This window comes from Pseudochelatococcus sp. B33, assembly GCF_053570585.1.
Map to the genome: position 1 here is coordinate 1 of NZ_JBSEFH010000035.1, position 23605 is coordinate 23605.

Genomic DNA, 23605 nt, shown 5'->3' on the forward strand with positions numbered 1-23605 from the left:
GATTAATGCACAGCTGCGCATTAGTCCCAGTAGCCGCCCCGGTAGTCCGGGCTCAGCCACTCCATGAACCGATAGACGATAAACTCAGCCGTCAGCAGCAACTGCCGGCCGAACAATTGCGGGAGGAAGTCAACCCTGTGATTGTCAGGGACAACCGTCGCCGGACGCGCCGGCGGTTGAGCGGGATTCGAGGCATCTTGTGTCATGAGGGGTTCTCCGGACGGAAGAGGACAGGACCGGACCCGGGCGGCTCTCTCTCCACTACCGGGGCTCGCCCCCTTCCCCTCCCGCCTTTCCCTCTGAAACCGCGCCACCCCACCGGCATCTTGAACGGCAAGGCCCCGGAGTGTATCTTACCGTTGTCTTACTCACGGAAGGTTCAAGTCCATGGCAGGCGCACACAAGCTCGTCACGATCGTTTCGACCAAGGGGCAGGTCATCCTGCCGAAAGCCATCCGGCAGCGGCGTGCATGGGAAGCCGGCACGCAGCTCGTGGTCGAGGAAACGCCGGAGGGTGTGCTGCTGCGGCCCGCACCGTCTTTCCCTGAAACACGGCCGGACGAGGTGTTTGGTTCCCTGGCCTATAAGGGTGAGCCGAAGAGCATTGAGGACATGGACGCCGCTGTGCTGGCCGAAGCCAAACGCCGCCATGCTCGCGATTGATACGAATCTGATTGTCCGCTACCTGACCGGCGATCATCCCGACCAGGCCGCCCGCGCCCGTGCCATCATCGACCGACAACCTGTTTTCGTTGCCGCAACGGTCGCGCTGGAGGCGGAATGGGTTCTTCGCAGCGCCTATGGCTATCGCGGCGCCGAGGTCGTCCGCGCACTGAGGTCGTTTGCCGGGCTACCGACCGTAACCGTCGAAGATACAGCACGCGTCGCCACGGCACTCGATCTCACGGAGAAGGGCATGGATTTCGCGGATGCCCTTCACCTTGGCAGGTCGGCCCATTGCGAGGGCTTCGCGACCTTTGACCGGAAGCTCGTCAAGGCCGCGAGAGCGGCAGGTCATAAGGCCGTGCAGGAAGCTTGAGCCAAGTCGATGTACACGACATCGTTGGCACGTCGGGTAAGAGCGACCTGAAGCGATGCGTCACCACTGGAGGGCATCGGCAAGGTACATTTCGTAGTCAAAAGCCGCGACCTGGGGCCGAGAGTCTCTGACAATGCTGGCATCGTACGCGTACCGGGCCGCGGCCGGCCCGGTATTCGTTCAAACCGGTCATGCGACGGGCTCTGCACCCTCCTCGTCGGCAGACTGTTTCCGCTTGCTGGTCCGCCTGGAGCGCGATGAGGCGCTCGAGGCTGCCTTGCCGCGTCCCCGTTTTGCCGGTTCGCCAACTGGCGCCTCAGACACCTCAGCAGCAATAACCGGCTCTTCCGCCGGTGAATCTGCTATTTCCGCCACTGCCGTTTCAATGTTCGCTTCAGTCTCGGCCTGCACCTTACGCCGTCCGAGGCCCTGCAGCTTCGCCGTTTCCTGACGTTGCTTCGAGTAGTTCGGAGCTACGAGCGGATAGTCGTCTGGAAGCTTATAGCGCGCCCGGTATTCCGCTGGTGTCAGGCCGTTAGTTGCCAGGTGCCGTTTCAGGGTCTTGTAAGGCTTGCCGTCGATGAGGCTGATGATGTGGTCCGGCGACGCCAAGCTGGTACGCACGGAAACAGCCGGCGTATATTCCGGTTCAGGCTTCTCCGGTATCGACGGCTTCTCATCTCCCGCAAGTGCAGCCCGCGTCGCTCGGACCAGCTGCGCAAGCTCACTGCTTGGCACCGCATTGTTCTCGACATAGGCACTCAAGAGCTGGACAGTCAATGCGGTGAGATCAGGCGTTTCGGCCGCCGACATAAGAAATCTCCTTGCATCAAGGTTGGAGGAAAGCGCGTGACATAGATGTCATCCGGTCACGTACATCTAAACCTGCAATGTTTGTTTCAGGATTTCAAGGGGATGAAGATAGAAAAACGCGTGTAAAGAAATCGGCACCTTGCTCGATGACCCCATTGTGCGGCTGAGCAGAGTTTGAAGGCCGACATTTGAGCGCGCGGGCGCTTTTCCGTTGTCCTCAAATTGAAGCGAGACGCGTGCCGCAAAGACCAAACCCTATCCCAGACGTTGACCACTCCCTCTTGGAAACATGAACATCAAAGACGGACGCGCTTTTACCACCCGCTGAAGTTCCTCCAGGACAGCTGCTGCGACTGGCTCAACGGCGTAAAGTTGTGCAACCGGAAAATCGGATTTCCGTAAAAGCACCTTTCCGAGTTTGTGCAGGTGGATAACGCTGCCGCATCATAGGCTTCGTATGCTGGAGCCGACGTGAAGTCTACGCAGTCATGTCGTTCGGCCCCACATGCGACGTGGGACCGAACGAGGTACGCGAATGCGCTACCTCTTGCTGAGCAGATGATGAGCCAATTGGTATCCTGCGACCACTGCCGGGACCATCGTGTTGGCACGCGGAATATCTGGAAAAATAGAAGTATCTGCGATACTTAGATTGCGAACGCCCCTCACCGATTGATAGCTGTCGACCACCGCCGTGTCGTCTCCGTCCACACCCATTTTCGCGGTCCCGCTCATGTGAAAATAAGTCACAACGCTGTTCCTGATGAATTCCACCATGTCAGCGCGGCCCAATTTGCCCGGCAGTATCTCCCGCTTGTTGAAATCTCGCATCTCCGGTGCGTGCGCCAGCTCTCTTGCCTGTTCAATGGCAAGGCACGAGAACCGGATACAGCGTTTGATCATGATTGGCTCCGGAAACGAAAAAACCCGGCGCGAGAGCCGGGACTGTAAGAGGTTGATGCAGCATTCACGCCGCGATTACTGGATGGACCCGACCATCAACGGACTCGATGTCCAGAGTGCGCGCCTTGCGACTATCGATCGAGAGACAGCCGATGGACAGGATAACGCTTTCGCGCTGCTCGTCCGTGTCAATGTGCTCGGGATAGACTGCCAACGGTGTCAGGCTTCCCGCGAGAGTGCAGCACGAACGGCGTCACGCCAGATCGGGTCAACCAACCGTCCTTCAACCACAGCAGCACGAAGGTTCAGTTTCCGCGCCGTTTCGTGGTTATCCCAGCTGGCTTCAGAGGAGGCCTCAGCACGCAAACGCTCAATCTCCTCCTTAACCTCATTTGCCTCAGAGTCCGATTCGACTGGATGATACCACTTGATCCCGTTGCCCCAGACCTGCCCGGCGAGCACCGTCCGCTGCTCATCGTCGACGATCTGGAAGAGGTCAGGCCAAAACCGGAGGGCGTCGTCATCATCAGTCGGAAAGTCGTCACGCGCCAGCCGGTCCTCGGCAAATGCGATCGCGGCAGGGATCGAGCCGCGCTCGCCAAGCTCTAGTGTAATCCGGACATAGTAGGTTCCGAAGATTGGATCGTCCTCCGGATATTCAACTTGCCCCTGGCAGCTGGTGTACAAGGGGGACGCGACAACGCTGCTCGCGACCGATGCGGGACCTCGGTCAACGGCGTGTCGCAAGGTTGAGATGACCTGTTGAATAATTTCGAGCATCGTCAGTTCTCCGCGACGGTTGCGGAAGCCTCTCTCCCGCGACCAAACCGTCACCGGTCAACCAACACCCTTTCTCTTTGCCGGTCGCCACGCCGGCTCCAGATTGTACGCATCAAGACCGGACGCACCTGGCCTGCGGACACCCCGAAAACGAAAGGCCTCGCATTGCATCGAATGTTGAGCGACTTGCCACGGTGGCTCTCTCTCGAGCAGCCAACACGGCATTTCTGCCTAATCAAAGCGAACGGAATGACAAGGCTATCGACAGGTCGAAGGAGCTTGCGGCACGGAAGGCTATCTCTCGCAAGCGGGACAAGGATTGACAAGCCGCTCATGTCGTTCTGCAGCCCGCAGAATCAATCCGGCATTTGTCGAGTCAGAAAGCGAGGGGTTTGTGCTCGCCCTTCCCCTCTACCGCGCGTCGCGGCAAGAGATCTATATGGCAACACCACACCGCTGGGATGCAAGAGGTCACTCACCTGATGGGCTCAGGCTCGGCCATCGTCTCTCCTGCATCATCACGGGCGCTGGCGGTAACTTTTGCGCGAGAGCCGCCCCTTGAAGTTCGAATTCCTCCTGCGCCGGGCAGCTGAGAGTCTTGTGCGACTCCGTTTTCTTGACGTATCGTCACCTATCAGATGCGACGTTACGACGCGAATGTCTGGATTCCGACACCCGAACTGACGGAGGTGCGAGCGCGCTCCTGACGGTAACTGAGAGGTGGGCTCGGGAAATTGACCACCGTATTTCGATTCCTATGCACCAGATTGCAAACGCAATGTGCCGTTTCAATGGCCTGGGAAACGTGGTCGCCTCCGGGCGATTGAAATTGGGTCAACTGATAAGCAACTTTGCGACGGCGTGCATGTGCGAAGGACCGACGAAGTAGGAGCGGTGAAAATTACAGGTCTATTTCCCGTTGGGCGTGGCCGCTTACGTGCAGCGGTTGCGTTGCCTGAGATTCAAGCATTAGATCCGGCGGAGGTTCGGCGGCGATACACCCAACCTCGCGCCTGAGCGCCACGCAAGTGTTTCAACTTGCGAGGGGCTCGTGCACCCGCAGCTGTGGCACGATCTGTTCTGCCCGCTCCATTCGACGGTCGAGGCAGTGCTGAAGGCTTTCGAGTGCCGCAGGCTGATCCTGATCGAAAAGGGCGTTGATGAGGTCCGCCGTGTGATCGAGGATATCGCGAGCAGCCTCGGGGATCATGAGCTCGCATTCGCGGAACTCGCGTGTGACCTCGTTAAAACGCCATATTTCCTGCAGCATCTTGCGATTGTGCGCGAGACCCGCGATCCTGTCGACGAGATGCTCCTGAAAGATGGACACCTGCAGTGCAAATTCGCTCGGGGCAGGCAAGTCGGCTCCCCGGCTCCAGGTCTGGAGCACCCGAGGGATCTTGAGGCCGGATAGCGCGAATCCCGCGATATTCTGGCGGATTGCGTACTGCAAGATTGCGCTCGCCATACCAAATTCGTCGCGCATCGCGTCAACCGCGTTACGATACTTTTGTCTCAGGCTCATTTGCATTGGACGGGAAGTTCCTTGTTGATCCGTCTGTGAAGTGTCCAGGTGTTACGAAATGCGATGCGTCATTCGTTCAGGAAGTCAACAGCCTCGATTGCACGCTGATTCCCCTCACGGACGAGTCGAGGCAGGATATCAAGTTTCTGTGAAAGTTGGATGTCCAGATTTTCGACAGCGGCCTCGACATCCCCGCGCTCCAGCAAATCAACGAAGCGCAGCATGGATTCTATGGTTGATTGAGCGCGCTTTGGGTCGTGAAAGTCCAGCCGCCGAATGAAGGTTGTCCGATCATTGAAGTCCTGCATGAGCCTTACGAGCCTGCGATTGCACGTTGCAGCTGCAAGCCTTTCATAGAGGTCCTCAACTGTAAGGGCGATGGTACGGGGAAACTCCTGCGGGTTTCCACGCCACTCATTTGCGATCGAACGACCCGTTCACCAAGGTCGGCCGCCAACAGGTCGCCGTCGAGGTGTCGAGCGTCATCCGCGCCTCGCCGGACTCGTTCAGGGTCGCCTGGGTCGAGCGACATTATGAGAACGGTCAGCTCTCCACCACCGAGCGCTGGACCGCGATCCTGACGATCGTCATCCAAACGCCGCGCGACGCCGAACGGCTGCGCGCCAACCCGCTCGGCATCTACGTCAATGCCATCAACTGGTCGCGGGAGCTGGGACAATGATAACGATTGTCCGTAAACCCGTCTTTGCGGCTTTGCTGCTTTCCGGGCTTTCGCTGGCCGGCTGCGCGACCTACAAGCCGCCCGAGATCAGCTATGACGCTGACGTCCCGCCCTTGCCGGCGGTGCCCACCGCCATCACCGAAGATCGGCCGCGACCGCTGCATACGCCGCCAGCCTGGACGGTCGCGCGCGGCGGCACTGCTGCCGGGACACCGACCGGCCGCGTCACCAACGCCAACGCCGCCGCCCGCGTCGAGCCACGACGCGAGGGCTATTACAACTCGATCCAGATTTATCCCTGGTCAGAGGGCGCGCTTTATCAGGTCTATGCCGCCCCCGGCCAGATCACCAATATCGCGCTGGAGCCGGGCGAGAGCCTGACCGGCGCCGGGCCGATCGCCGCGGGCGATACGAGCCGCTGGATTATCGGCGACACCGAGAGCGGATCGGGCGCAACCCGGCGTGTGCATGTGCTGGTCAAGCCCAGCCGAGCCGACATCTCCACCAACCTGGTCATCACTACCGACCGGCGCATCTACATGATCGAGCTTCGCGCCGGCGACAGCCCCTACATGCCCGCCGTCGCCTGGGCCTATCCGACGCCGCCGGCGAGCCAGCGGCAGACCGTGCCCGCCACGCCAATCATCCCGGCCGCTTCCGCTCGCAACTATCGCTATGGGCTGACGGGCGACAATCCGCCGTGGAAGCCGGTCGCGATCTACGACGATGGCCGCCGCGTCTATATCGAGTTCCCGCGCGGGATCGCACAGGGCGAGATGCCGCCGCTGTTCGTCATCGGCGCCGATGGCGAGGCGCAGATCGTCAACAGCCGTATTCACCAGCACATCCTGATCGTCGACCGCATCTTCGCCGCCGCCGAGCTGCGCCTGGGCAGCGGCCAGCGCCAGCAAACCGTCAGGATCGTCCGCACCGACGGGAGGCCCGCGTCATGAGCGATACCGACAAGAAAAACGACGACGACGTCGCCCTGACCGGCGCTCCCGACACGGCCGCGCCCATGCGGCTGCGCGCCGAGTCGCCGCGGGTGACGCGGCTGTCGCGCAAGATGCTCGCCGGTCTCGGCGTCGTCGCCTCGCTCGGCGTCGGCGGGGCGCTGATCTACGCGCTCCAGACTCGTGAGGCGGGACCGGGCGGGCAGGAACTTTATTCCACCGAGAACCGGCCTACGGCGGATGGCCTCGCCGGCCTGCCGCGCGACTATACCGGGCCGGTGCTGGGGCCGCCGCTGCCCGGCGATCTCGGCCGCCCGATCCTCGACGCCCAGAACCGGGGCCAGCCGGTCGCACCGCCGCCCGTGGCGACACCGGCTGTCGATCAGGCCGAACAGCGCCGACTGGCCGAGGAAGAAGCCACACGGGTGAGCCGCGTCTTCTTCCAGACCGCGCCCGGCGGCAGCCCAGGGGCCACGGCCGCACCCGGCGGCGCGACGCCCAATCTCGCCGGCCTCGGACTGCCCGGCCAGCCGGGCACACCCACGGCGCAGGATCGGCAGGCAGCGTTTCTCAACGCGGCCGTAGATCGCCGCACGGTCGCGCCCGATCGCGTCATGGCGCCGGCTTCGCCCTATGTCCTTCAGGCGGGCGCGGTCATCTCGGCCGCACTCATCACCGGCATCCGCTCCGATCTTCCGGGCCAGATCACCGCCCAGGTCACGGAACATATCTATGACAGCCCGACCGGCCGCATCCTGCTCGTGCCACAAGGCACCCGCATCATCGGCCAATACGACAACAATGTGCAGTTCGGGCAGCAGAGAGTGCTGCTCGTCTGGAACCGCCTGATCTTCCCCAATGGCCGCTCCATCGTTCTGGAGCGCCAGCCCGGCGCCGACACGCAAGGCTACGCCGGCCTTCAGGATGGCGTCGATTATCATTGGTGGGATCTCGCCAAGGCCGCCGTCAGCTCAACGTCGCCCCGACGTTGACCATCCGGCCGGGATTCCCGGTCAGGGTCATCGTGACGAGAGATTTGATCCTCGAACCCTATGGAGGTTGAAATGGCGAAGCTGAAGCTCGGGCCGTTGGCCGACGACAAGCCGGTGAAGGTGACGGTGGAACTGCCCGCCGCGCTGCACCGCGACCTGGCCGCCTATGCCGAGGTGCTGACCCGCGACACGGGTCAGCCTGCCGCCGATCCCGTCAGGCTGATCGTGCCGATGCTGGAACGGTTCATTGCAACAGATCGCGGCTTTGCAAAGGCACGACGCTCACCCGCGTCTCCGACGGGTCAGGGCTGAAGCCGTTGCCCTTCCTTGATCGAGCCATCGAACGGGCGAGACTGAGCAACTGCCGAAAGGCAGGATTGTCGTTTTTCGGCGACCACACAGCACTGAACGGCAATGTCTCGCCAATCATCGGCCGATAGACAACACCTGGAAACCGTGCCGCCGTGGTCGCCTCGCTGGTCAAGGTCAATCCGCGCCCAAGCGCGACGAGGGTGAGCAGATTGTCCCGCCCAACCTTTTGCGGCTCAATAGCCGGGCTGCGGCCGAGTTCGGCTAGCCTCTGAACCAGATAGTCGTGGATTTCCGATCCGCCGGCCGCGTGGCTGACAATGAAGTGGTGCCCGGCCAGGTCCGCCCAACTGAGCCCGTCCTTCTCAGCAAGGGGGTGCCCACAAGGCCGGACGGCGAAGACACGCTCGGACCATAGTTCCGTCGTCTCGCACTCGCTCCAAGCCGCTATTCCCGTAATGAAAGCCACATCTAGCCGAAGCTGTCGGACCGCAGCCACATGCTCGGCCGGATCGCCGTCGATGAAATCCACTCGGACCTTGCTGCGCTTCTCGCCGTAGGCGCGGAGGAGATCGGGCAGGAATCCCGAAGCGAGCGACGAAAAGATGCCCAAGCGCAACGCGCCTTCATCGCCGCGACCGATCAAGGCGCTATTCTGTGTCCCCTCTTGGATCGTACACAGCCCCTGTCTCGCCCTTCGTAGCAATCCTTCTCCAGCATGGGTAAGCGATACACCGGTCGTGCGGCGGTGAAACAGCGAAACCCCAATACGATCCTCAAGATCACGAATGCGGCGGCTGATCGCGGACTCGCTAACGCCCATGGCATTTCCAGCCTTGCGAAAGCTGCCATGTTCGGCGGCGGCTACAAAGTAGTTCAAATGGCGAAGCTCGATCGGATATATGCGCCCCGCCATTTGCTGTCTCATCGCACGCGGGTGGGCGAGCCGGCCGCCACTGGCTTGACGCGCTTGACGCCGTACATCAGACGCTGGGAAATCGCGCAATCGAGCGGTTCGTAGCGCAACACTACTGCCCTCGCCCCGCTTTGGAGAAGGCGACGATGGCCTGCAAGGCCACCTCCCGGGCAGGCTCCATGAGCAACATGTGAGTCGCGCTGCCGACTTCGAGCGAAGTCTTCTGCTCTGCTTGAACAAGACGATCAAACAAATCGGCAGCCATCTCACGGGTGACATCGACATCCCACTCACCACGAACCATCAAAACGGGCGTGGTGATCAGGCCTGGATCATATAGCGGTTGCCCCGCCAACCAATGATTCCGCACATCGGCCACCGCTCCGCTGGGAGCGCGGATGGCGCCCTTCGGAGCTTCGCTGTCGGTTTCATCGGTGATGTCCCGCCAACGCTCGAACCATCCCTCGGGAAGAAAGGTCTCGCGCTTCGTCTCCGGTACGGGTGCGAGCCATGCCGCGCGGTAGGCGCTCACATCGACGATGCGGTGCGTCATGATCGGCGCGCCGGAATCGAAACGCAACGGGTGCGCCGACAACCACAGCGGCGCGACCAGGATCAGCCGGTCCAGACTGTCCTGATGACGACTGGCGTATAAACCGGCCAGGGAGCCGCCCCAGGACATTCCGAGCAGCGCGATCCGCTCGATCTTGCGGACGGTTTTTATGTGCTCGACCGCGGTCGCCACGTCGCCGACGGCTTCGACTGCCGGGACGAGCGGCTTTGCGCCGGACGGCTCATGGGCCATTTCAGGGAGACGTGTCGAACCGCCATATCCCCGCACATCCAAAGCCCACACGTCGAGACCTTGACGCGCAAGCGCATCCATCACCGACGTTCCGCCCACATCCACATCGAACAGGCTCACCGACGGATATGTCGCGCCATGGACCAGCAGAATCGCCGGCTGGGAATCTTTTGTCGGGATACGCTTGTTCCGAAGGAAAAGTTCGATATCAGGATCGTCGCTCGCAATCGTGATATCATGCAGTTCAATGCCGTCAGCTCTGACGGTATGTGGCTGTTTACTCATCGGGATTCTCCGTTCTCAGGTAGCCATCGATAGTTCAGTCCGTCCCGCTCGATGCGGCCCGCTGAACTACCTGGAAAGTGGGTTGTGAATACGAGCGCGCCGGTGTCGGCTGCGATGTTGAGAGCTTTGCGGCGTGCGTTCTGCGCGGGACCAAGGAACTCACAGAAAACGGAGTTCCAGTTCAGGTTCGTGAGCTGCACAGGGTGATGAAGGACGTCGCCCCAAAAGAACGCCTTTTCGCCATTGTGCTCCAGGAGGATCGACGCATGGTCTATACTGTGGCCAGGTGTCCCGATGTAGCGAAAGCCCGGAATTGGCTCAGGACCATCAACCGTGACCCGCTTGGCGAGCCCCGCCTTGATGATCGGTGCGATGCTGTCTTCATACACGCCAGGCGCAGGAGGGTGATGCGGTATCCCGAGTCCGGCATCGGCGAGCAGGCGGTCAACCTCCGCCTTGTCCTCAGCAGCAAGTGCTGCGCTATAGTCCGCTTCCAAGCCGGAGAAATAGTATTTCGCGTTCGGAAAGGTTGGAAGCCATTCCCCTGCGCGCAGGTATGTATTCCACCCCACGTGATCGGCATGAATATGAGTGATCAGAACATCTGTAACCTGGTCAGCAGAGATCCCGACCCCACGCAATCGTTCGATGAATGGCTCCTGGAGATGGTGTAAAACCGGCATCATTGGCCGGTCCTTGTCGTTACCCGTCGCCGTATCGAGCAAGATCACGCGATCGCTTGTTTGGATCAGCCAACTATGGATGCTCTGCCGGAGCGTCCCATCGGTGTGGTCGACAGCGACCGTGTCCAAGGCCATTGCGGCCTGACGCACCTCGCGTTCATCTGCATTCGGCAGCAAACCCGAAGGAATTACCGCCTCCAGTGACAGTTCTGGGATCTTTGTTACTGTAATACTACCTATTCGGAACAGCATGCCTTTGTCCTACCTGCCAAAGACACTTAGATTGCCACTCGATGGTTATATAGCAAATCGATCTGACTTATTCTGCCAATCGATAATTCTAATCGGCCAAGTGCCTTTACGGCGCGCCGGACTGCAAAGTCACCAGACGGAAGACCTAATCAGGTGCGAAGTGGTAAGCCCCGAAGCGCAGCGGCACTAGGCTGGCCGCAGGAGCCCGCCCTTCTAGCATGCCAACGATCGCAGTTTGATCACCCGGCACATTGATCAAGCGGCGCCCTCCGCAATGCCATCGAGCAGGGTGAACGCCTCGTTCGGCAGGGTGATCTCCGCCACGGAGAGATTTTCCCGCAAATGACCGACGGACGAGGTTCCTGGGATCAGAAGGATATTGGGCGACCGGCAGAGCAGCCAGGCGAGCGCGACCTGCATGGGCTTGACGTCGAGGTCCTGCGCCACGTCGGAGAGTATGGACGATTGCAGCGGCGAGAAGCCGCCGAGCGGAAAGTACGGCACATAGGCGATACCGTCGCGGGCGAGATCATTGATCACGGCGTCATCGGCCCTGTGCGCCAGATTGTAGTGGTTCTGCACGCAGACGATCTCGCAAACACTGCGGCCTTCCTCGATCTGGGCAGGTGTCACGTTGCTGAGGCCGATATGGCGGATCAAGCCCTCCTGCTGAAGTTCGGCGAGGGCGGTCAAAGCCTCCTCGATGGAGCCCTCGGCAGGTCCAAGGAAGTCGAACATGCTGCGCAGGTTGACCACGTCCAGCACGTCGAGGCCGAGGTTGCCGAGATTGTCATGCACCGCCTGGCGAAGCTCTTCACGCGAGAAGGACGGAAACCATGAACTGTCCTCGCCGCGCCGGGCGCCGACCTTGGTGACGATGACGAGATCGTCCGGATAGGGATGCAATGCCTCGCGGATCAGCCGGTTGGTGATGTGCGGGCCGTAGAAGTCGCTGGTATCGATGTGGTTCACACCGCAGGCGACCGCCTCGCGCAGCACGCCCAGTGCCGCGCCGTGGTCCCTGGGCGGACCAAACTGGCCTTGTCCCGCAAGCTGCATGGCGCCGTATCCGAGCCGCTTCACGACGCGGCTGCCGACGGTGAACATGCCTGCCTGATCGATTGTCTGCATGTTTGATCCTCCAGTCATTTCGGGTTTCGTCAGCCGAGCGTCAGCACGAGCTTGCCGCGAATACGCCCCTGCTCCAGCCGGTCATGCGCCCGGCGGACGTCCTCGATCGGAAATGTCTCGGCGACGACGACCCTGACCTTGTCGCTGTCGATCAGTTCCGCGATCTCGGCGAGTTGGGAGCCGCTGGGCTGCGTGAGAAAGGGCGGTGCCGAGCGCGCATTTGCAGCGGCGGCCTTCCGTTCGTCTGCGCCCCCGAGGGTGCAGACGATGATCCCGCCTTCGCGCAGAACCGCCCAGGAACGATCCTGCGTTTCGCCGCCGATCAGATCGAGAACAACGTCGATGTCCTGCGCGACGTCCTCGAAACGCTCCTGCCTGTAGTCGATCGCCACGTCAGCGCCAATTTCGCGCACGAATTCGAGATCGCCAGCCGAACATGTGGTGAAGACCGTGGCGCCCGCCGCCTTGGCAAACTGGATGGCGAAATGCCCCACACCGCCCGCGCCGCCGTGGATCAGCACACGCTGGCCTTCCCGCAATCCGCCATGATCGAACAGCCCTTGCCAGGCCGTGAGCCCTGCGAGCGGCACCGCAGCCGCCTGCACCATGTCGATCGCCTTGGGCGCCGCGGCGAGGAGACCGGCGTCAACGAGGACGTAGTCGCTCTGGGCTCCGCCGGCGCCGCCGAGCATCGCAAAGACCCGTTCACCAATGCGAAATCTGCCATCTATGCCGGGGCCGACGGCCTCGACCGTGCCGGCCAGGTCGCCGCCGAGCCAGGCTGGGAGGCTCTCCGCCGGCAGGAACGACTGAAAGAGGCCTGCGCGCAACTTCCAGTCCACGGGATTCAGGCTTGCGGCCGCGACATGCACAAGCACCTCGTTTTCGGCCGGCTGCGGCACCTCGCGAGTCCCAACTTCAAGCACCTCGCTTCCGCCGAAACGAGGCAGGACAACTGTCCTGTTCAGTTTCATCATGTCGTTCACTCCAGATCTCCGATTCGAGTATTGAGGACGGCATGCGTCTCTTGCATGCCGAAGGAAGGCGTCCCGAGCCACCTTGAATGAAGTCACAGATTATGTTATCTGTGATTTGTTGTTTGTCAATGTATGAGCTTCAATGTCACGATCGTCTCCATCGCCTGTATCCGCCGCCTCGGTCCTTGGCGCCGCCAAGGCCCAGGTCCGCCGCTTTGGCGAAGCCAAAACGAATATGGTCGACATTGCGCGTGCGTTGGGGGTCAACCACGCCATGCTCTATCGCTTCTACAAGTCCAAGAGCGCCCTCATGGACGCGATCGTTCAGGAGATCATGTGCGATGAGGCAGAGATGGCGGCGGCCTATGTTGAGACAAACGGCCCTGCGGCTGACCGCCTACTTGGCCTGTTTCTAGATCTGCATCGCCGCAAGCGTGAACGCTTCATCGGGGACCGGGAGATCCATGATCTGCATCGCCGTATTCTGATCGAGCGGCCGGACATGATCGCGGACTATGCCCGACGCATCAAAACCTTGGTGGAAACGCTTATCGTGCAGGCGGCAGAAAAAGGTGAGTGGAAGATCGATGACGTCGGCAAGGCCGCCGGCATGGTATGCGACGCGATGACCGCCTATGTTCATCCGGCGCTGGTAGCGCAGTTGGTATTGAGTAGCGCGCCCGTCGAAGACATGCTGCGCACATCAGTCACCACACTTGCGCGAGCTTTCGAAGCGGGAGTGAGATATGGCCCGCCAACTGATGCAGACGGGTGAAGGCCATGAAAAACATCAATCATTTTAATCTGAGGTCGTTCGATCTCAACCTTCTGATCGCATTTGATGCTCTCATGAAGGATAGAAGCGTGACCAAGGCTGCCGGACGCCTCAAGGTTCAGCAACCGGCACTCAGTCACCATCTGTCGTCTCTGCGTGTTCTGCTTGACGATGAGCTTTTCATTCGTGTCGGTAACTATATGCAGCCCACCGCGAAGGCCGAGGCTCTCGCCGAGGGTGTCGCGCAGATCCTTGCCGGCGCCCAGGCTCTCATTCTCGCCCAGGACAGGTTCGATCCATCGATCTCCGACCGCATCTTCCAGATGGGCTTCTCGTGCGAGGAACTCCTCATTCTGCCGGCGCTCTCCGAGCGAACACAGGAGGCAGCGCCAGGGCTTCGTTTCATGGCGCGCCGTGTCGGAACCACAGAGGTCGGGAACCAACTGGACAATGCAGAACTCGATGTCGCCGTCGGCTGCTATCCTCCCGCACCTGCGCGCTACGAGCATGTTCAGCTATTCGAACAGGAGCTCGCCTGCTGCTACAATCCGGCGCTGATCGATGCCCCGGACGGGATCGACCTCGAAACGTACCTGTCGGCACGGCACATATTCGTTTCGCAGCAGGACGATATACAGGGCTGCATCGGCAGCATGCTCACAGATGCGGGCCATCAGCTCAATATCGTCCTTGGCGTTCCGGAATATCTCACCGCGCTCGCTGCCGCGGTCAGCAGCCCGCTCCTCGTAACGGTTCCCTTGCCCATTGCCCGGCGGTATGCGTCATTCTTTAACTTGAAGACGCAACTTGCCCCTGTTGAGCTGCACCTGCCACCGATCTCTCTTATCTGGGCAAAGCGGTCGAGTTCCGATGCGGCCACCACCTGGCTCCGCGATGAGATCATCGCGGCGTGTGCGAAGACGAACGACAATCGTAGCGCATCTTCGAAGCCCTACCCATTGGAAATGTCGATATAGCGGATAAGGCGCATCGATTTGCCTTATCGAGATTGAGGTGCGATCTCTTCCGAGCACAATCGGAGGCTAGATCATGACGAAGAAAATTGTAGTAATCACCGGAGGTAACAAGGGAATCGGGCTGGAAACGGCTCGACTGCTCGCCCTACGGGGCTTGAGCATCATTATCACGAGTCGCAATGCGGCACAGGGCGAGGCTGCGGCCCAGGAACTGCATTCGAAGGGACTGGATGTCGAAAGCGTCCAGCTCGATGTGACCGATCCGGTATCCATCGCGGCCGCTGCCGAGACAATCGCGAGCAAGCACGACCACATCGACGTGCTGATCAACAACGCCGGCATCATGATCGATGCTTTCGACAAGGCGCCGTCCCAGCAGACCATCGACATCTGGCGAAGGACCTTCGACACCAACCTGTTCGGCGTGGTCGAGGTCACGCAGGCGCTTCTGCCCCTGCTGCGCAAGTCCCCGGCCGGCCGTATCGTCAACGTGTCGAGTATCCTTGGCTCGATGGCGGCAAATGTCGATCCGGCCTCGACCTTCTACGACTTCAAGATTCCAGCTTACAACATCTCGAAATCGGCTCTGAACGCCTGGACCGTTCATCTCGCTTACGAGTTGCGCGACACCAACATCAAGGTGAACGCGGCACACCCCGGCTTCGTCAAGACCGACCTTCATGGCGTCGACGCGCCCATGTCGCCCGAGCAGGGCGCCGAAACAAGCGTCAGGCTGGCCCTCCTCGATGAGGCTGGACCGCACGGTTCCTTCTATCATGTTGACGAAGTCCAGCCCTGGTAGTTCTGCCGACAATCATCAAGGCGGGCGCTGTCAGGACTCGCCCCACTTCCTGGAGGCCTCCATGGGTCAATTCACAAGCATCATCATGTCCGACGGAGCGAGGATCGAAGCCTATCGCGCGCCCCCGACAACGGCCCGACGCGGTGGGCTGGTCCTGTTGCAGGAGATCTTCGGGCTGACGGATCACATACAGGAACAGTGCGAGAAGTTCGCAGCCAACGGCTATGAGGTTCTCGCGCCGGCGATTTTCGACCGCGTGGCGCCGAGCCTGCGTCTATCCTACGATGCGGCTGGTCTGGAGAAGGCTATTTCGTTGGTGCGCGCGCACCCCTTCGAGCTGGGTATCGCCGACGCTGCTACCTGTGTCGAGGAACTGCGCCATGCCGGCCCCGTGTTCATGCTCGGATACTGCTACGGCGGTTCGATCGCCTGGGCGAGTGCCGGCCGCCTGAACGGGCTTTCGGCCGCCATCTGCTACTATGGCGGCAAGCTCCCGACGCTTGCCTCCGAGGCGCCCCTTTGCCCGACACTCGTCCATCTCGGACGTGACGACAGGGAGATCCCGATGCGGTCGACCAGGGAGGCACTGGAGCAGCATTCGGCCGTGGAGGTGCTGACCTACCCGGCGGGCCACGGCTTCAACTCCGACCGGCGCGCCGACTTCGACCAGCTATGCTCCGATCTCGCGTTCCGCGAGACTTTACGGTTTCTGGAAAAGCAAAGCGTCGTGCCGCGTCCGGTAAAGGACGAATGACCGCTGGGCGGGATCGTAGATCGTAGCCGACGACATTCAGTCGTCTACCGAAAATCAGCCACCGCATTTCCTGTCGGCATCCGTTTTCCGGGGCCGCAAGCACTACTCACATATCAGGAGATAACGAAAATGAGGACACGCTTTGTGATTTCAATGACGGCGGCCGTGATCGGCTTCGTCTTCCCCTTACAGATTACGCAGGCGGCTGACTCCTTGCCAATCGGCAACGTCGTGATCGTTCACGGAGCCTTTGTGGATGGGTCGAGTTGGAGAGAGGTCTCCGATATTCTCACGAAACAAGGGCTCAAGGTCACGATCGTGCAACAGCCGATGACCTCCCTGAAGGACGACATAGACGCAACCAACAGAGTGCTGGACCTGCAGACGGGACCGACGCTCTTGGTCGGGCACAGTTACGGAGGGGTGGTCATATCCGAAGCCGGCAACCACTCGGCCGTTGCGGGGCTTGTCTATGTCGCGGCTTTTCAGCCCGACAAGGGCGAGAGCCTGTTCAGCCTCGCGAGTGGCAAGCCTGCGAAGGCAGAGGGCATCAGGGAAACGAAGGACGGCAAATATCTCTATCTCGATCAGGACCACTTCGCATCGGATTTCGCGGCCGATCTCCCGAAAGCGGATGCCGATTTCCTTGCCAGGTCGCAGGTCTTTGCATCGAAGGAAGCAGCTTCGGCGACTATTTCGAATCCGGCCTGGCGCGATAAGAAGAGCTGGGCCGTCGTCGCCACCCAAGATCACGCGCTCAATCCCGACCTCGAGCGAGACATGGCAAAGCGCGCGAAAAGCACTGTCATCGAGATCGACTCCAGTCACGCAGTGTTCGCATCGCACCCGCAGGAGATCGCTGACCTCATCCTCAAAGCGAGCAAGGACGCGATAAGCGCTGCCAAATAAAACGCGCCCATTAATGTCTTTTCCAAGCGAATGCCGCCGGATACCCGCCTCCAGTTCGGCGGATCGCCAGAACAGGACTTCCGGCCTGTCGGCAAAATAGCGAAAAAAGGTCCGCTCGGTCAGCCCGGTGGCCGCCGCGATCTGAGGCACGGTTGGTTCCCTGTAGTGTTTCCCTGTAGCCGCGCTCTTGAAAGAGGGCCATCGCTATCTAGGCAAAACGCCCAGGCGCATTCGGGCCTTCACGAACTATGTCGGCATCGCAGGTATTGTCAGTTTCTGACAATTGCGGTATTCATTGTCAGAAACTGACAATGAGGAACGATCATGCAAGTTTTCATCACCGGCGCAAACGGATTCATCGGCTCCGCGGTTGTCTCCGAACTCCTAGCTGCGGGCCATCAAGTGCTGGGGCTCGCGCGGTCCGAGGAAGCAGAGCGTGCGCTCCAGGCAGCGGGCGTCGAGGTTCAACGCGGTTCGCTCGCGGATCATGACGGTCTGCGCGCGGGCGCCGCCAAAGCCGACGGCGTCATCCATCTGGCGTTCAATCCCGACTATGCGAATTTCCAGCAAGCCTGCGATCTTGATCGACGCGCCATCGAGGTCATTGGCGAAGCCCTCGTCGGCACAGGCAAGCCCTTTCTGGTCCCGAACGGTTTGGCCGGCCTGGCTCCCCGACGGGTCGTGACGGAAGACGATGGCATCCCGGCGGATTACCGGTTCCCGCGTATGTCGGAACAGACTGCGCTACGTCTCGCCTCTCAGGGCGTCGCCGCATCGGTCGTCCGCCTGTCGCAGATCCATGACACCAGCAGGCAAGGCCTCGTGACCAGCCTGATCCAGATCGCACGGGCAACAGGCGTCTCCGCCTATGTGGGCGATGGCGGCAATCGGTGGCCGGCGGCGCATATCTCGGATGTGGCCCGGCTTTTCAGGCTGGTTCTCGAGGCCCCCGAAACCGGCGCAAAGTACCACGCCGTCGCCGAAGAGGGGATCGAACTGCGAGCCATTGCCGAGACGATCGGCCGGGTGCTTGGCCTTCCGGTGAGGTCGTTCGGCTCGGCAGAAGCCGAAGGCCATTTCGGACCTTTCGCTCTCTTCGCCACCCAGGACATGCCGGCTTCATCGAAGGCGACAGCCCGAAAGACGGGCTGGCATCCGACAGGTCCAGGTCTCCTGGATGATTTGGAGAAGATCGGCTGATCCCGCCGCCGCGCGAATAGACACATAGGAAAAGAAGGAACCCAACACATGAGCCACGCCATCGATGACGACGAGCGTCTCGTTTCAATGATGCTGCAGAAGACGTTCTTCGTCATGCTTCGCACGACCGCCGATGCGACGCGCATCGCACCCGCCATGCACGACCATCACCGCTGGATCATCGCGCTGGAGAAGGAGGGCAGGATCTTTGCGTCCGGCCCTCTATCCGGGCGCGAGGGCGAGCCGGCAGGCGGCATGACCGTCTTTCGGGCCTCAAGCCATGAAGACGCCGAGGCGGTGGCTGCCAGCGATCCGCTGGTAACGAGCGGCGGCGTCACCTTCGAGATCAAGCGATGGACCGTCAATGAGGGCCGGCTGATCCTGTCGGTCGATTTTTCCGACCGAAGCTTTGCTCTCGACTGAGCCCTTACGGTAGTCGGATGTCGCCATGCTAAGCGGCCTTGTGTTGAGCGAGCCAGGCTGGCACATCCGTCACCGCGATGCCCTGAGCCACATTGAACGTGCTCTCCTTGTCCCACGCCACGCCTGTATCCCGCGCAAAGGCCAGATGATATTTCCGCATCCCGTCCTGCGGATGCGCGGCGACTTCGGACCGGAGCTTATCCATATCCCAGAGGATGCGCTCCACCGGGCGGCCGATATGACGTTCCACCATGTCTGCGAGGCCCGTGTAGGAGAAAGTATCGCCCGCAACATAAACGACCTTGTCATCAAGGCGCGGTTCATACGCCAGAATCGCAGCGGTGAGACGGCCGATATCCTCAGGGGTGGTGACTGTCAGCCGGTTCTCCCAGCTTCCAAGCGCATGCACCACGCCCTTTTCAAGATCGACCACCCCGAATGACGGCTCGAACAGGAAGCTGGTGAACATGCCCGTGGATATGATCGTCCAACGGGTGGCTGACTGCGCCCGCAGCATGTCGCGCACATCAGACTGTTCATCGAACACCTCTTGCCCGCTGCCGCGTCCGACGATGTCGTAGTCGACGCCGAATTGCCACGGGACATAGCGTTCTACGCCCGCTTTCAGAACGGCCGCGGTGATCTTGCGCTGCGTACCCGGCCCCCCGACAAAGCCCGTACAGCAGATGACTGTCGGGAACTGCACAAATATATCAGCAAGCGCATCTTCCGTTGCTGTCGCCAGATCGACACGGACGATGTCCGCCCCCATGTCACGCAGGATCGCAGCAGTCGGATCTGGCTGAGGCGCAAGAAGGACCGTCAGCACGCCTCCTTCTGCCAACCCACGTTCGAATAGCGCCCGTATCACGGCCATCCCCAGCTCGCCGGCGCCGATGACAAGGGTGGTATTGGGATTGGACTTGGCGTCGGACATCTTTAGTCTCCATTTTCAGGTAAGTTTACCGTCAGATGGGGCGGGAACTTTCGAACAAAAGAAGGAACACTCGTGATACTGGAAGAGAAAATCAGTTTCGACGATCTAATTGCGCGGTCGCAAGCCATTTGCGAGGCGTTGAGTGACGAGGAGGACGGGTTGAAGCGCGAAGTCCTGGCACACGCCGGCAACCGATGGTCGCTCGGCATCGTACATGCCTTGGGCGTGTCAGGAACCCTACGCCATGCGGAGCTGGCCCGGCGGATTGATGGCGTATCGCAGAGGATGCTCACCCGCTCCCTGCGTCAGCTGGAACGCGACGGCCTGATTGTCCGGAACGATCATCGGGAAGTGCCGCCACGGGTGGATTACACACTCACCGAATTGGGGCGGGGGCTGCTGGCGGGAATGATGCCGCTCTGGATGTGGGTGATAGACAATGCCGCGGCGTTCAAGACGGCACGCAACAGCTTTGACGAGCGCAGTTCAGACGAAGACTATCGGTTCAACGATAGTCCGGAGACTGAGAAGGTTTCGTGAGATTTACGGTGTTCGTTTGCTTTCAATAGAAAGAGTGCCCGGCCGCCGAAACAAAAGATGCCGAAGCCTTTCGAATCAGGGCGAGCCGGGCGGCCGAGATCACGTTCCACCGTCGCAGCGAGGCCAGTGTAGGCCACACGCATGACGCTGCCAGGTTAGGATTTGTTTGTTACGACAGCGATGACGTCTTGGCGGCCATCGTCGCATTCGCCCACCAGACGAGTTCGTCGAGCGCCGTCTTGGCGGATGGCAGAAGGTTTGCTTCGATATCCTCGATTGGCTTGTTGCCGCCATGTGGCATGACGGCGAAGAAGTCGCCCCCGCCGATATGGACGGCTGCATGTGTGGAGACCATCTGCAATTCGATGCCGATCGCTCGCAGATGCTCGACGGCGCGCGCCCCGCCGACACCGCCATATCCGATGGCGGTGAACGGCTTTCGGTTCCATTCGTTGTAGGTCTGATCGAGCGCGTTCTTTAAAACGCCGGTAATAGAGCGGTTATACTCGGCAACGACGAAGATGTAGCCATCGAAGCGATTGATGGTTTGCTGCCATCGGATCGCTTCGGGGTTCTGGCTCGGCACCCAGAGGTTTGAGCCTAGCTCGTCGAAGAAAGGAAGCGGATGATCGCGGAGATCGACGATTTCCGCTTCCATGTCGTCCCGGCTCTGCGCCTGTTTCAACATCCATTGTGCAGGCTTGTCGGCAAAACGTGTCGGCCGCGTGGAGCCAATGATGATGGCGATGCGGGGTTTGCGTTGCGTATCCATACTCATCTTACCTTCCAGAAAACCGCAGCTTCGCTTCGTCCGTCACAGGCGTGAAAAGGCTTACCAGCGTCCCTTCCGGATCGCGGAACTGTGCCGCGCGATTGCCCCAGGGCATGGTCTTCGGCTCCTGAACGACTTCGACCAAAGACTTCAACCGCTCGTATTCCGCGTCCACATCGTCGACCATGAATTCGAGAATCGCGGTGCGGTTGGCGGCCGGTTCCGCGCTGCCTTCGCTGAACAACGGGACCGTCTGAACCCCGCCGATCGCCAAAGCCGCGGATGGGGTGACGATCTCCGCAAAAACGGGAGCAAGCCAGACCGCGCTTATGCCCGTCACGGTTTCGTAAAAGGAAACAACCGCCTTGAGATCGGAAGCGATCAGACGTGTGGATGCCAGTTTCATATATAACTCCATATATTAATCGTTCGCGTCACCCCCATGGTGATCGCCGAAGCTTCTTGTTTGGTGTGCTCAGGGCAAATGCGGCGTCAGAAGAAACGCTCGGCCTGAAAGATGCCCGAATAGCGGCCCGCTGCTTGGGCCGTCAGTTCCTGCCATGCGGTCTGGCTCTGCGAGATCCCTGTCTCGAAGGCCGTATAGGTCGGCCACCAGAGCTGTCGAATGGCGACAATCGCGTTCATCTCGTCCGTGGGATGAAGCGTACGATCGGGCGTTGCGATGACATGCCTTGTCGCCGCCAGGGCCTGTCCGATCGCCTTTTCGTCATCCGGTTTCCAAGGCTCTCCACCGACATTGGTGATGACCTGTATGAGCTTGATGGACACGGGCTGCTCGGATTCCCGCCACGGCCACCTGCCATCGTCCTGCCCTTCTGTCGGACGCTCTCCCGATCGGAGAACGTCTTCATTCATGAAGCTCAGGCCGATGTTCTCCACGAAATTGGGTTCGTCGGTCTGCAGGTGCTCGATATATGCCTTGTCCGTCGACAGGCCTGCGACGTCCTCCGCGGTCTCAAGACCGACCTCGACCACGCCGTCGAGCTCTGCCTGGGCGGCCCCTAGATGCGGCGTGTCGATGCGATGGCTTTGCACGTAGCTCGTCAGGTTCCGTATCCCGCGTCCCCATGTTCCATGCGGGTGCCTCCAGTGGTCGTGAAACTGCTGCTTCGAAAGGTGCGGCTTGCTTCTGATGGTCACGAACATTTTTATCGGCGTCATGGTTCAGCTCCGTGAAAAGGGTGGATAGCGCGTGTCAAATGCGGCCTTTCTACTTCGGCACGACAGTTGCAATCATAGGTCGGGCGGGAACGCCGCAGCGCTTGGATGGACGATCCGGGGAACCGTCCGGCGGCCGCTGAGAAGGATCATGCCTGGACAGCTTCCACCCCTTGGCCGTTGGCTCCGAGCCAGCGTTGGGCGGATTCGAGGCTGGTGGTAGGCCCTTCGTTGAAGGCAAGTGGGACGCCGGCAGCAAGTCGGCGGACAGTGTCGACGATGATCTCGAAGACGGGCACGCTCTTGTGCGAGAGGCGAACGCCGCCGCCGATGACGATGCAATCGTACTCGGTGGCGGACAGGACACGCGCGACGTCGTCCGCCGCAGTTCTGTCCGGCTTTACCGTACACAGAGTGGCCTGCCAGCCGTGATCGCGTATGCGCTGCAGGCTTTCCATTGTGCCGGCCCAGACCTTTTCCCTGTCCAGGCCTGCGGGTGTGCCCGGATCACTGTAGTCGACGCTGTCGGGGTCGTAGCCGATGACGAGAATGTGGGGCATGAGGGACTCCATTGTCAGTTTCTGCCAATGTAATGCGATTGGCAGAAACTGACAATGGTGCTATCAACGAATAATGGTTCAGAAGATCGAAAATGCGCGGGAGCGCTTTGGACGGGCAGCGATCGAGGCTTTCCGCGATCGTGGCTACGCGGAGACGACTGTCGCCGATATTGCGGCGGCTGCCGGTCTGACGGAGCGGACCTTCTTCCGGTACTTCATCGACAAGGCGGAGGTTCTCTTCTGGCGGGCAGACGAACTCGAGGCAGAAATCGTCGGTGCCGTCCGTGAGGCTGAAGAAGCGCGCCCGCTCGAGCTGGTCGTCGGCGCCCTGGAGACGGCCGGCGTTTTCTTCGATGCAAACAGAGCCGATGTTGTCGCCCGACAGGCTGTCGTCGCAGCCCACGCGGAGTTTCACGAGCGCGAGCTGATGAAGATGCGCTCGCTCGCTGCCGCGATCGCAACAACCCTGGAGGAGCGGGCCGTTCCGACCCATCTTGCAGTAATGGCCTCCGAGGTCGGCGTCTTGATATGGCGAATTGCGATCGACCGGTGGTGTTCGAACGCTTCCTCTACGGATTTTGAAACCCATATCCGCGCGGCGCTGAAGGACCTGGTCGAGATCGCGATTGATTGAACTTAGGGTTCGATTCATGAGGTTGCCGAATGACGGCGGGCGACTGACAGCTCTTCGCCTGTCCGAGCCAGCAAACTCGCGGCTTCCTGCCGATGTCA

General features: G+C 60.6%; 30 protein-coding genes and 2 pseudogenes. 16 read left to right on the plus strand and 16 right to left on the minus strand.

Going from position 1 to position 23605, the window contains the following annotated elements; genetic code table 11:
- Nucleotides 1-20: 20 nt before the first annotated feature.
- Nucleotides 21-206: a hypothetical protein gene (locus tag ACUSIJ_RS26680; RefSeq protein WP_449311459.1), complete on the minus strand. Its 186-nt coding sequence runs from the start codon at nt 204-206 to the stop codon at nt 21-23.
- Nucleotides 207-387: 181 nt separating this feature from the next.
- Between ACUSIJ_RS26680 and ACUSIJ_RS26685 the strand changes: the two genes are divergently transcribed.
- A complete protein-coding gene (locus ACUSIJ_RS26685) occupies nt 388-663 on the plus strand; it encodes an AbrB/MazE/SpoVT family DNA-binding domain-containing protein (RefSeq protein WP_449311460.1) in 276 nt (91 codons plus the stop codon).
- A complete protein-coding gene (locus tag ACUSIJ_RS26690) occupies nt 650-1039 on the plus strand; it encodes a type II toxin-antitoxin system VapC family toxin (RefSeq protein WP_449311461.1) in 390 nt (129 codons plus the stop codon). The genes ACUSIJ_RS26685 and ACUSIJ_RS26690 overlap by 14 nt, the downstream gene beginning before the upstream one ends.
- 189 nt (nt 1040-1228) lie before the next feature.
- On the opposite strand, the gene ACUSIJ_RS26695 is transcribed toward ACUSIJ_RS26690, so the two are convergent.
- The 3 genes from ACUSIJ_RS26695 to ACUSIJ_RS26705 all read right to left on the minus strand — a co-directional run bounded on the left by ACUSIJ_RS26695 (nt 1229) and on the right by ACUSIJ_RS26705 (nt 3535).
- Complete coding sequence (locus tag ACUSIJ_RS26695; protein ID WP_449311462.1) at nt 1229-1852, minus strand: MucR family transcriptional regulator; 624 nt, start codon at nt 1850-1852, stop codon at nt 1229-1231.
- A gap of 540 nt (nt 1853-2392) precedes the next feature.
- Nucleotides 2393-2755, minus strand: a complete 363-nt coding sequence (locus ACUSIJ_RS26700; protein ID WP_449311463.1) for a GMC oxidoreductase — start codon at nt 2753-2755, stop codon at nt 2393-2395.
- A gap of 219 nt (nt 2756-2974) precedes the next feature.
- Nucleotides 2975-3535 carry a hypothetical protein gene (locus ACUSIJ_RS26705; RefSeq protein WP_449311464.1) on the minus strand — a complete coding sequence of 187 codons (561 nt, stop codon included), beginning with the start codon at nt 3533-3535 and terminating at the stop codon, nt 2975-2977.
- A gap of 780 nt (nt 3536-4315) precedes the next feature.
- Between ACUSIJ_RS26705 and ACUSIJ_RS26710 the strand changes: the two genes are divergently transcribed.
- The gene (locus tag ACUSIJ_RS26710; protein ID WP_449311465.1) at nt 4316-4552 is read left to right on the plus strand and encodes a hypothetical protein; all 237 of its coding nucleotides are present in this window, start codon (nt 4316-4318) and stop codon (nt 4550-4552) included.
- 16 nt (nt 4553-4568) lie between these two features.
- On the opposite strand, the gene ACUSIJ_RS26715 is transcribed toward ACUSIJ_RS26710, so the two are convergent.
- Both ACUSIJ_RS26715 and ACUSIJ_RS26720 read right to left on the minus strand, forming a co-directional pair.
- Nucleotides 4569-5066 carry a hypothetical protein gene (locus ACUSIJ_RS26715; protein WP_449311466.1) on the minus strand — a complete coding sequence of 166 codons (498 nt, stop codon included), beginning with the start codon at nt 5064-5066 and terminating at the stop codon, nt 4569-4571.
- 62 nt (nt 5067-5128) lie between these two features.
- Nucleotides 5129-5485 carry an FCD domain-containing protein gene (locus ACUSIJ_RS26720; RefSeq protein ID WP_449311513.1) on the minus strand — a complete coding sequence of 119 codons (357 nt, stop codon included), beginning with the start codon at nt 5483-5485 and terminating at the stop codon, nt 5129-5131.
- Between ACUSIJ_RS26720 and ACUSIJ_RS26725 the strand changes: the two are divergent.
- From ACUSIJ_RS26725 to ACUSIJ_RS26740, 4 genes and pseudogenes are all read left to right on the plus strand, one after another.
- Nucleotides 5482-5742: pseudogene (locus ACUSIJ_RS26725) on the plus strand (VirB8/TrbF family protein); the annotation flags it as partial. The gene ACUSIJ_RS26720 and the pseudogene ACUSIJ_RS26725 sit on opposite strands and share 4 nt — an antisense overlap.
- Nucleotides 5739-6695 carry a P-type conjugative transfer protein TrbG gene (trbG, locus tag ACUSIJ_RS26730; protein ID WP_449311467.1) on the plus strand — a complete coding sequence of 319 codons (957 nt, stop codon included), beginning with the start codon at nt 5739-5741 and terminating at the stop codon, nt 6693-6695. The pseudogene ACUSIJ_RS26725 and the gene trbG, both read left to right, overlap by 4 nt.
- Nucleotides 6692-7758, plus strand: a pseudogene (locus ACUSIJ_RS26735) (TrbI/VirB10 family protein). The gene trbG and the pseudogene ACUSIJ_RS26735 overlap by 4 nt, the downstream one beginning before the upstream one ends.
- 1 nt (nt 7759) lies before the next feature.
- Nucleotides 7760-7999: a DUF2274 domain-containing protein gene (locus ACUSIJ_RS26740; RefSeq protein ID WP_449311468.1), complete on the plus strand. Its 240-nt coding sequence runs from the start codon at nt 7760-7762 to the stop codon at nt 7997-7999.
- Here the strand turns inward: ACUSIJ_RS26740 and ACUSIJ_RS26745 are convergent.
- The 5 genes from ACUSIJ_RS26745 to ACUSIJ_RS26765 form a co-directional block, all read right to left on the minus strand.
- Nucleotides 7932-8912, minus strand: a complete 981-nt coding sequence (locus ACUSIJ_RS26745) for a LysR family transcriptional regulator (protein ID WP_449311469.1) — start codon at nt 8910-8912, stop codon at nt 7932-7934. The genes ACUSIJ_RS26740 and ACUSIJ_RS26745 overlap by 68 nt on opposite strands.
- A 112-nt stretch (nt 8913-9024) precedes the next feature.
- Entirely contained in the window at nt 9025-10002 is a 978-nt protein-coding gene (locus tag ACUSIJ_RS26750; RefSeq protein WP_449311470.1) for an alpha/beta hydrolase, read from the minus strand.
- Entirely contained in the window at nt 9999-10937 is a 939-nt protein-coding gene (locus ACUSIJ_RS26755; protein ID WP_449311471.1) for an MBL fold metallo-hydrolase, read from the minus strand. Before ACUSIJ_RS26755 ends, ACUSIJ_RS26750 begins: the two co-directional genes overlap by 4 nt.
- Nucleotides 10938-11192: 255 nt before the next feature.
- Nucleotides 11193-12068, minus strand: coding sequence for an aldo/keto reductase family oxidoreductase (locus tag ACUSIJ_RS26760; RefSeq protein WP_449311472.1), 876 nt, complete (start codon nt 12066-12068; stop codon nt 11193-11195).
- 29 nt (nt 12069-12097) lie between these two features.
- A complete protein-coding gene (locus tag ACUSIJ_RS26765) occupies nt 12098-13045 on the minus strand; it encodes an NADP-dependent oxidoreductase (RefSeq protein ID WP_449311473.1) in 948 nt (315 codons plus the stop codon).
- Between the two features lie 142 nt (nt 13046-13187).
- Between ACUSIJ_RS26765 and ACUSIJ_RS26770 the strand changes: the two genes are divergently transcribed.
- The 7 genes from ACUSIJ_RS26770 to ACUSIJ_RS26800 all read left to right on the plus strand — a co-directional run bounded on the left by ACUSIJ_RS26770 (nt 13188) and on the right by ACUSIJ_RS26800 (nt 18885).
- Nucleotides 13188-13820 carry a TetR family transcriptional regulator gene (locus ACUSIJ_RS26770; protein WP_449311474.1) on the plus strand — a complete coding sequence of 211 codons (633 nt, stop codon included), beginning with the start codon at nt 13188-13190 and terminating at the stop codon, nt 13818-13820.
- A 5-nt stretch (nt 13821-13825) separates the two neighbouring features.
- On the plus strand, nt 13826-14797 hold the full coding sequence (locus ACUSIJ_RS26775) for a LysR family transcriptional regulator (RefSeq protein WP_449311475.1): 972 nt from the start codon (nt 13826-13828) through the stop codon (nt 14795-14797).
- 73 nt (nt 14798-14870) lie between these two features.
- Nucleotides 14871-15599, plus strand: a complete 729-nt coding sequence (locus ACUSIJ_RS26780; RefSeq protein ID WP_449311476.1) for an SDR family oxidoreductase — start codon at nt 14871-14873, stop codon at nt 15597-15599.
- A gap of 61 nt (nt 15600-15660) precedes the next feature.
- Complete coding sequence (locus ACUSIJ_RS26785; RefSeq protein WP_449311477.1) at nt 15661-16353, plus strand: dienelactone hydrolase family protein; 693 nt, start codon at nt 15661-15663, stop codon at nt 16351-16353.
- A gap of 153 nt (nt 16354-16506) precedes the next feature.
- Nucleotides 16507-17262, plus strand: a complete 756-nt coding sequence (locus ACUSIJ_RS26790) for an alpha/beta hydrolase (RefSeq protein ID WP_449311514.1) — start codon at nt 16507-16509, stop codon at nt 17260-17262.
- Nucleotides 17263-17586: 324 nt separating this feature from the next.
- On the plus strand, nt 17587-18462 hold the full coding sequence (locus tag ACUSIJ_RS26795) for an SDR family oxidoreductase (protein ID WP_449311478.1): 876 nt from the start codon (nt 17587-17589) through the stop codon (nt 18460-18462).
- A 48-nt stretch (nt 18463-18510) separates the two neighbouring features.
- Nucleotides 18511-18885, plus strand: coding sequence for a YciI family protein (locus ACUSIJ_RS26800; protein ID WP_449311479.1), 375 nt, complete (start codon nt 18511-18513; stop codon nt 18883-18885).
- A 28-nt stretch (nt 18886-18913) separates the two neighbouring features.
- On the opposite strand, the gene ACUSIJ_RS26805 is transcribed toward ACUSIJ_RS26800, so the two are convergent.
- A complete protein-coding gene (locus ACUSIJ_RS26805) occupies nt 18914-19822 on the minus strand; it encodes an aromatic alcohol reductase (protein ID WP_449311480.1) in 909 nt (302 codons plus the stop codon).
- A 72-nt stretch (nt 19823-19894) separates the two neighbouring features.
- Here ACUSIJ_RS26805 and ACUSIJ_RS26810 point away from each other — a divergent pair, with 72 nt between their 5' ends.
- Entirely contained in the window at nt 19895-20362 is a 468-nt protein-coding gene (locus tag ACUSIJ_RS26810; protein WP_449311481.1) for a winged helix-turn-helix transcriptional regulator, read from the plus strand.
- A gap of 169 nt (nt 20363-20531) precedes the next feature.
- On the opposite strand, the gene ACUSIJ_RS26815 is transcribed toward ACUSIJ_RS26810, so the two are convergent.
- The 4 genes from ACUSIJ_RS26815 to ACUSIJ_RS26830 all read right to left on the minus strand — a co-directional run bounded on the left by ACUSIJ_RS26815 (nt 20532) and on the right by ACUSIJ_RS26830 (nt 22885).
- Complete coding sequence (locus tag ACUSIJ_RS26815; RefSeq protein WP_449311482.1) at nt 20532-21140, minus strand: NADPH-dependent FMN reductase; 609 nt, start codon at nt 21138-21140, stop codon at nt 20532-20534.
- Between the two features lies 1 nt (nt 21141).
- A complete protein-coding gene (locus ACUSIJ_RS26820) occupies nt 21142-21540 on the minus strand; it encodes a VOC family protein (protein ID WP_449311483.1) in 399 nt (132 codons plus the stop codon).
- Nucleotides 21541-21626: 86 nt separating this feature from the next.
- A complete protein-coding gene (locus ACUSIJ_RS26825; protein ID WP_449311484.1) occupies nt 21627-22316 on the minus strand; it encodes an EthD domain-containing protein in 690 nt (229 codons plus the stop codon).
- A gap of 146 nt (nt 22317-22462) precedes the next feature.
- Entirely contained in the window at nt 22463-22885 is a 423-nt protein-coding gene (locus ACUSIJ_RS26830) for a hypothetical protein (protein WP_449311485.1), read from the minus strand.
- A 61-nt stretch (nt 22886-22946) separates the two neighbouring features.
- Here ACUSIJ_RS26830 and ACUSIJ_RS26835 point away from each other — a divergent pair, with 61 nt between their 5' ends.
- Nucleotides 22947-23507, plus strand: a complete 561-nt coding sequence (locus tag ACUSIJ_RS26835; RefSeq protein WP_449311486.1) for a TetR/AcrR family transcriptional regulator — start codon at nt 22947-22949, stop codon at nt 23505-23507.
- Nucleotides 23508-23605: the final 98 nt, after the last annotated feature.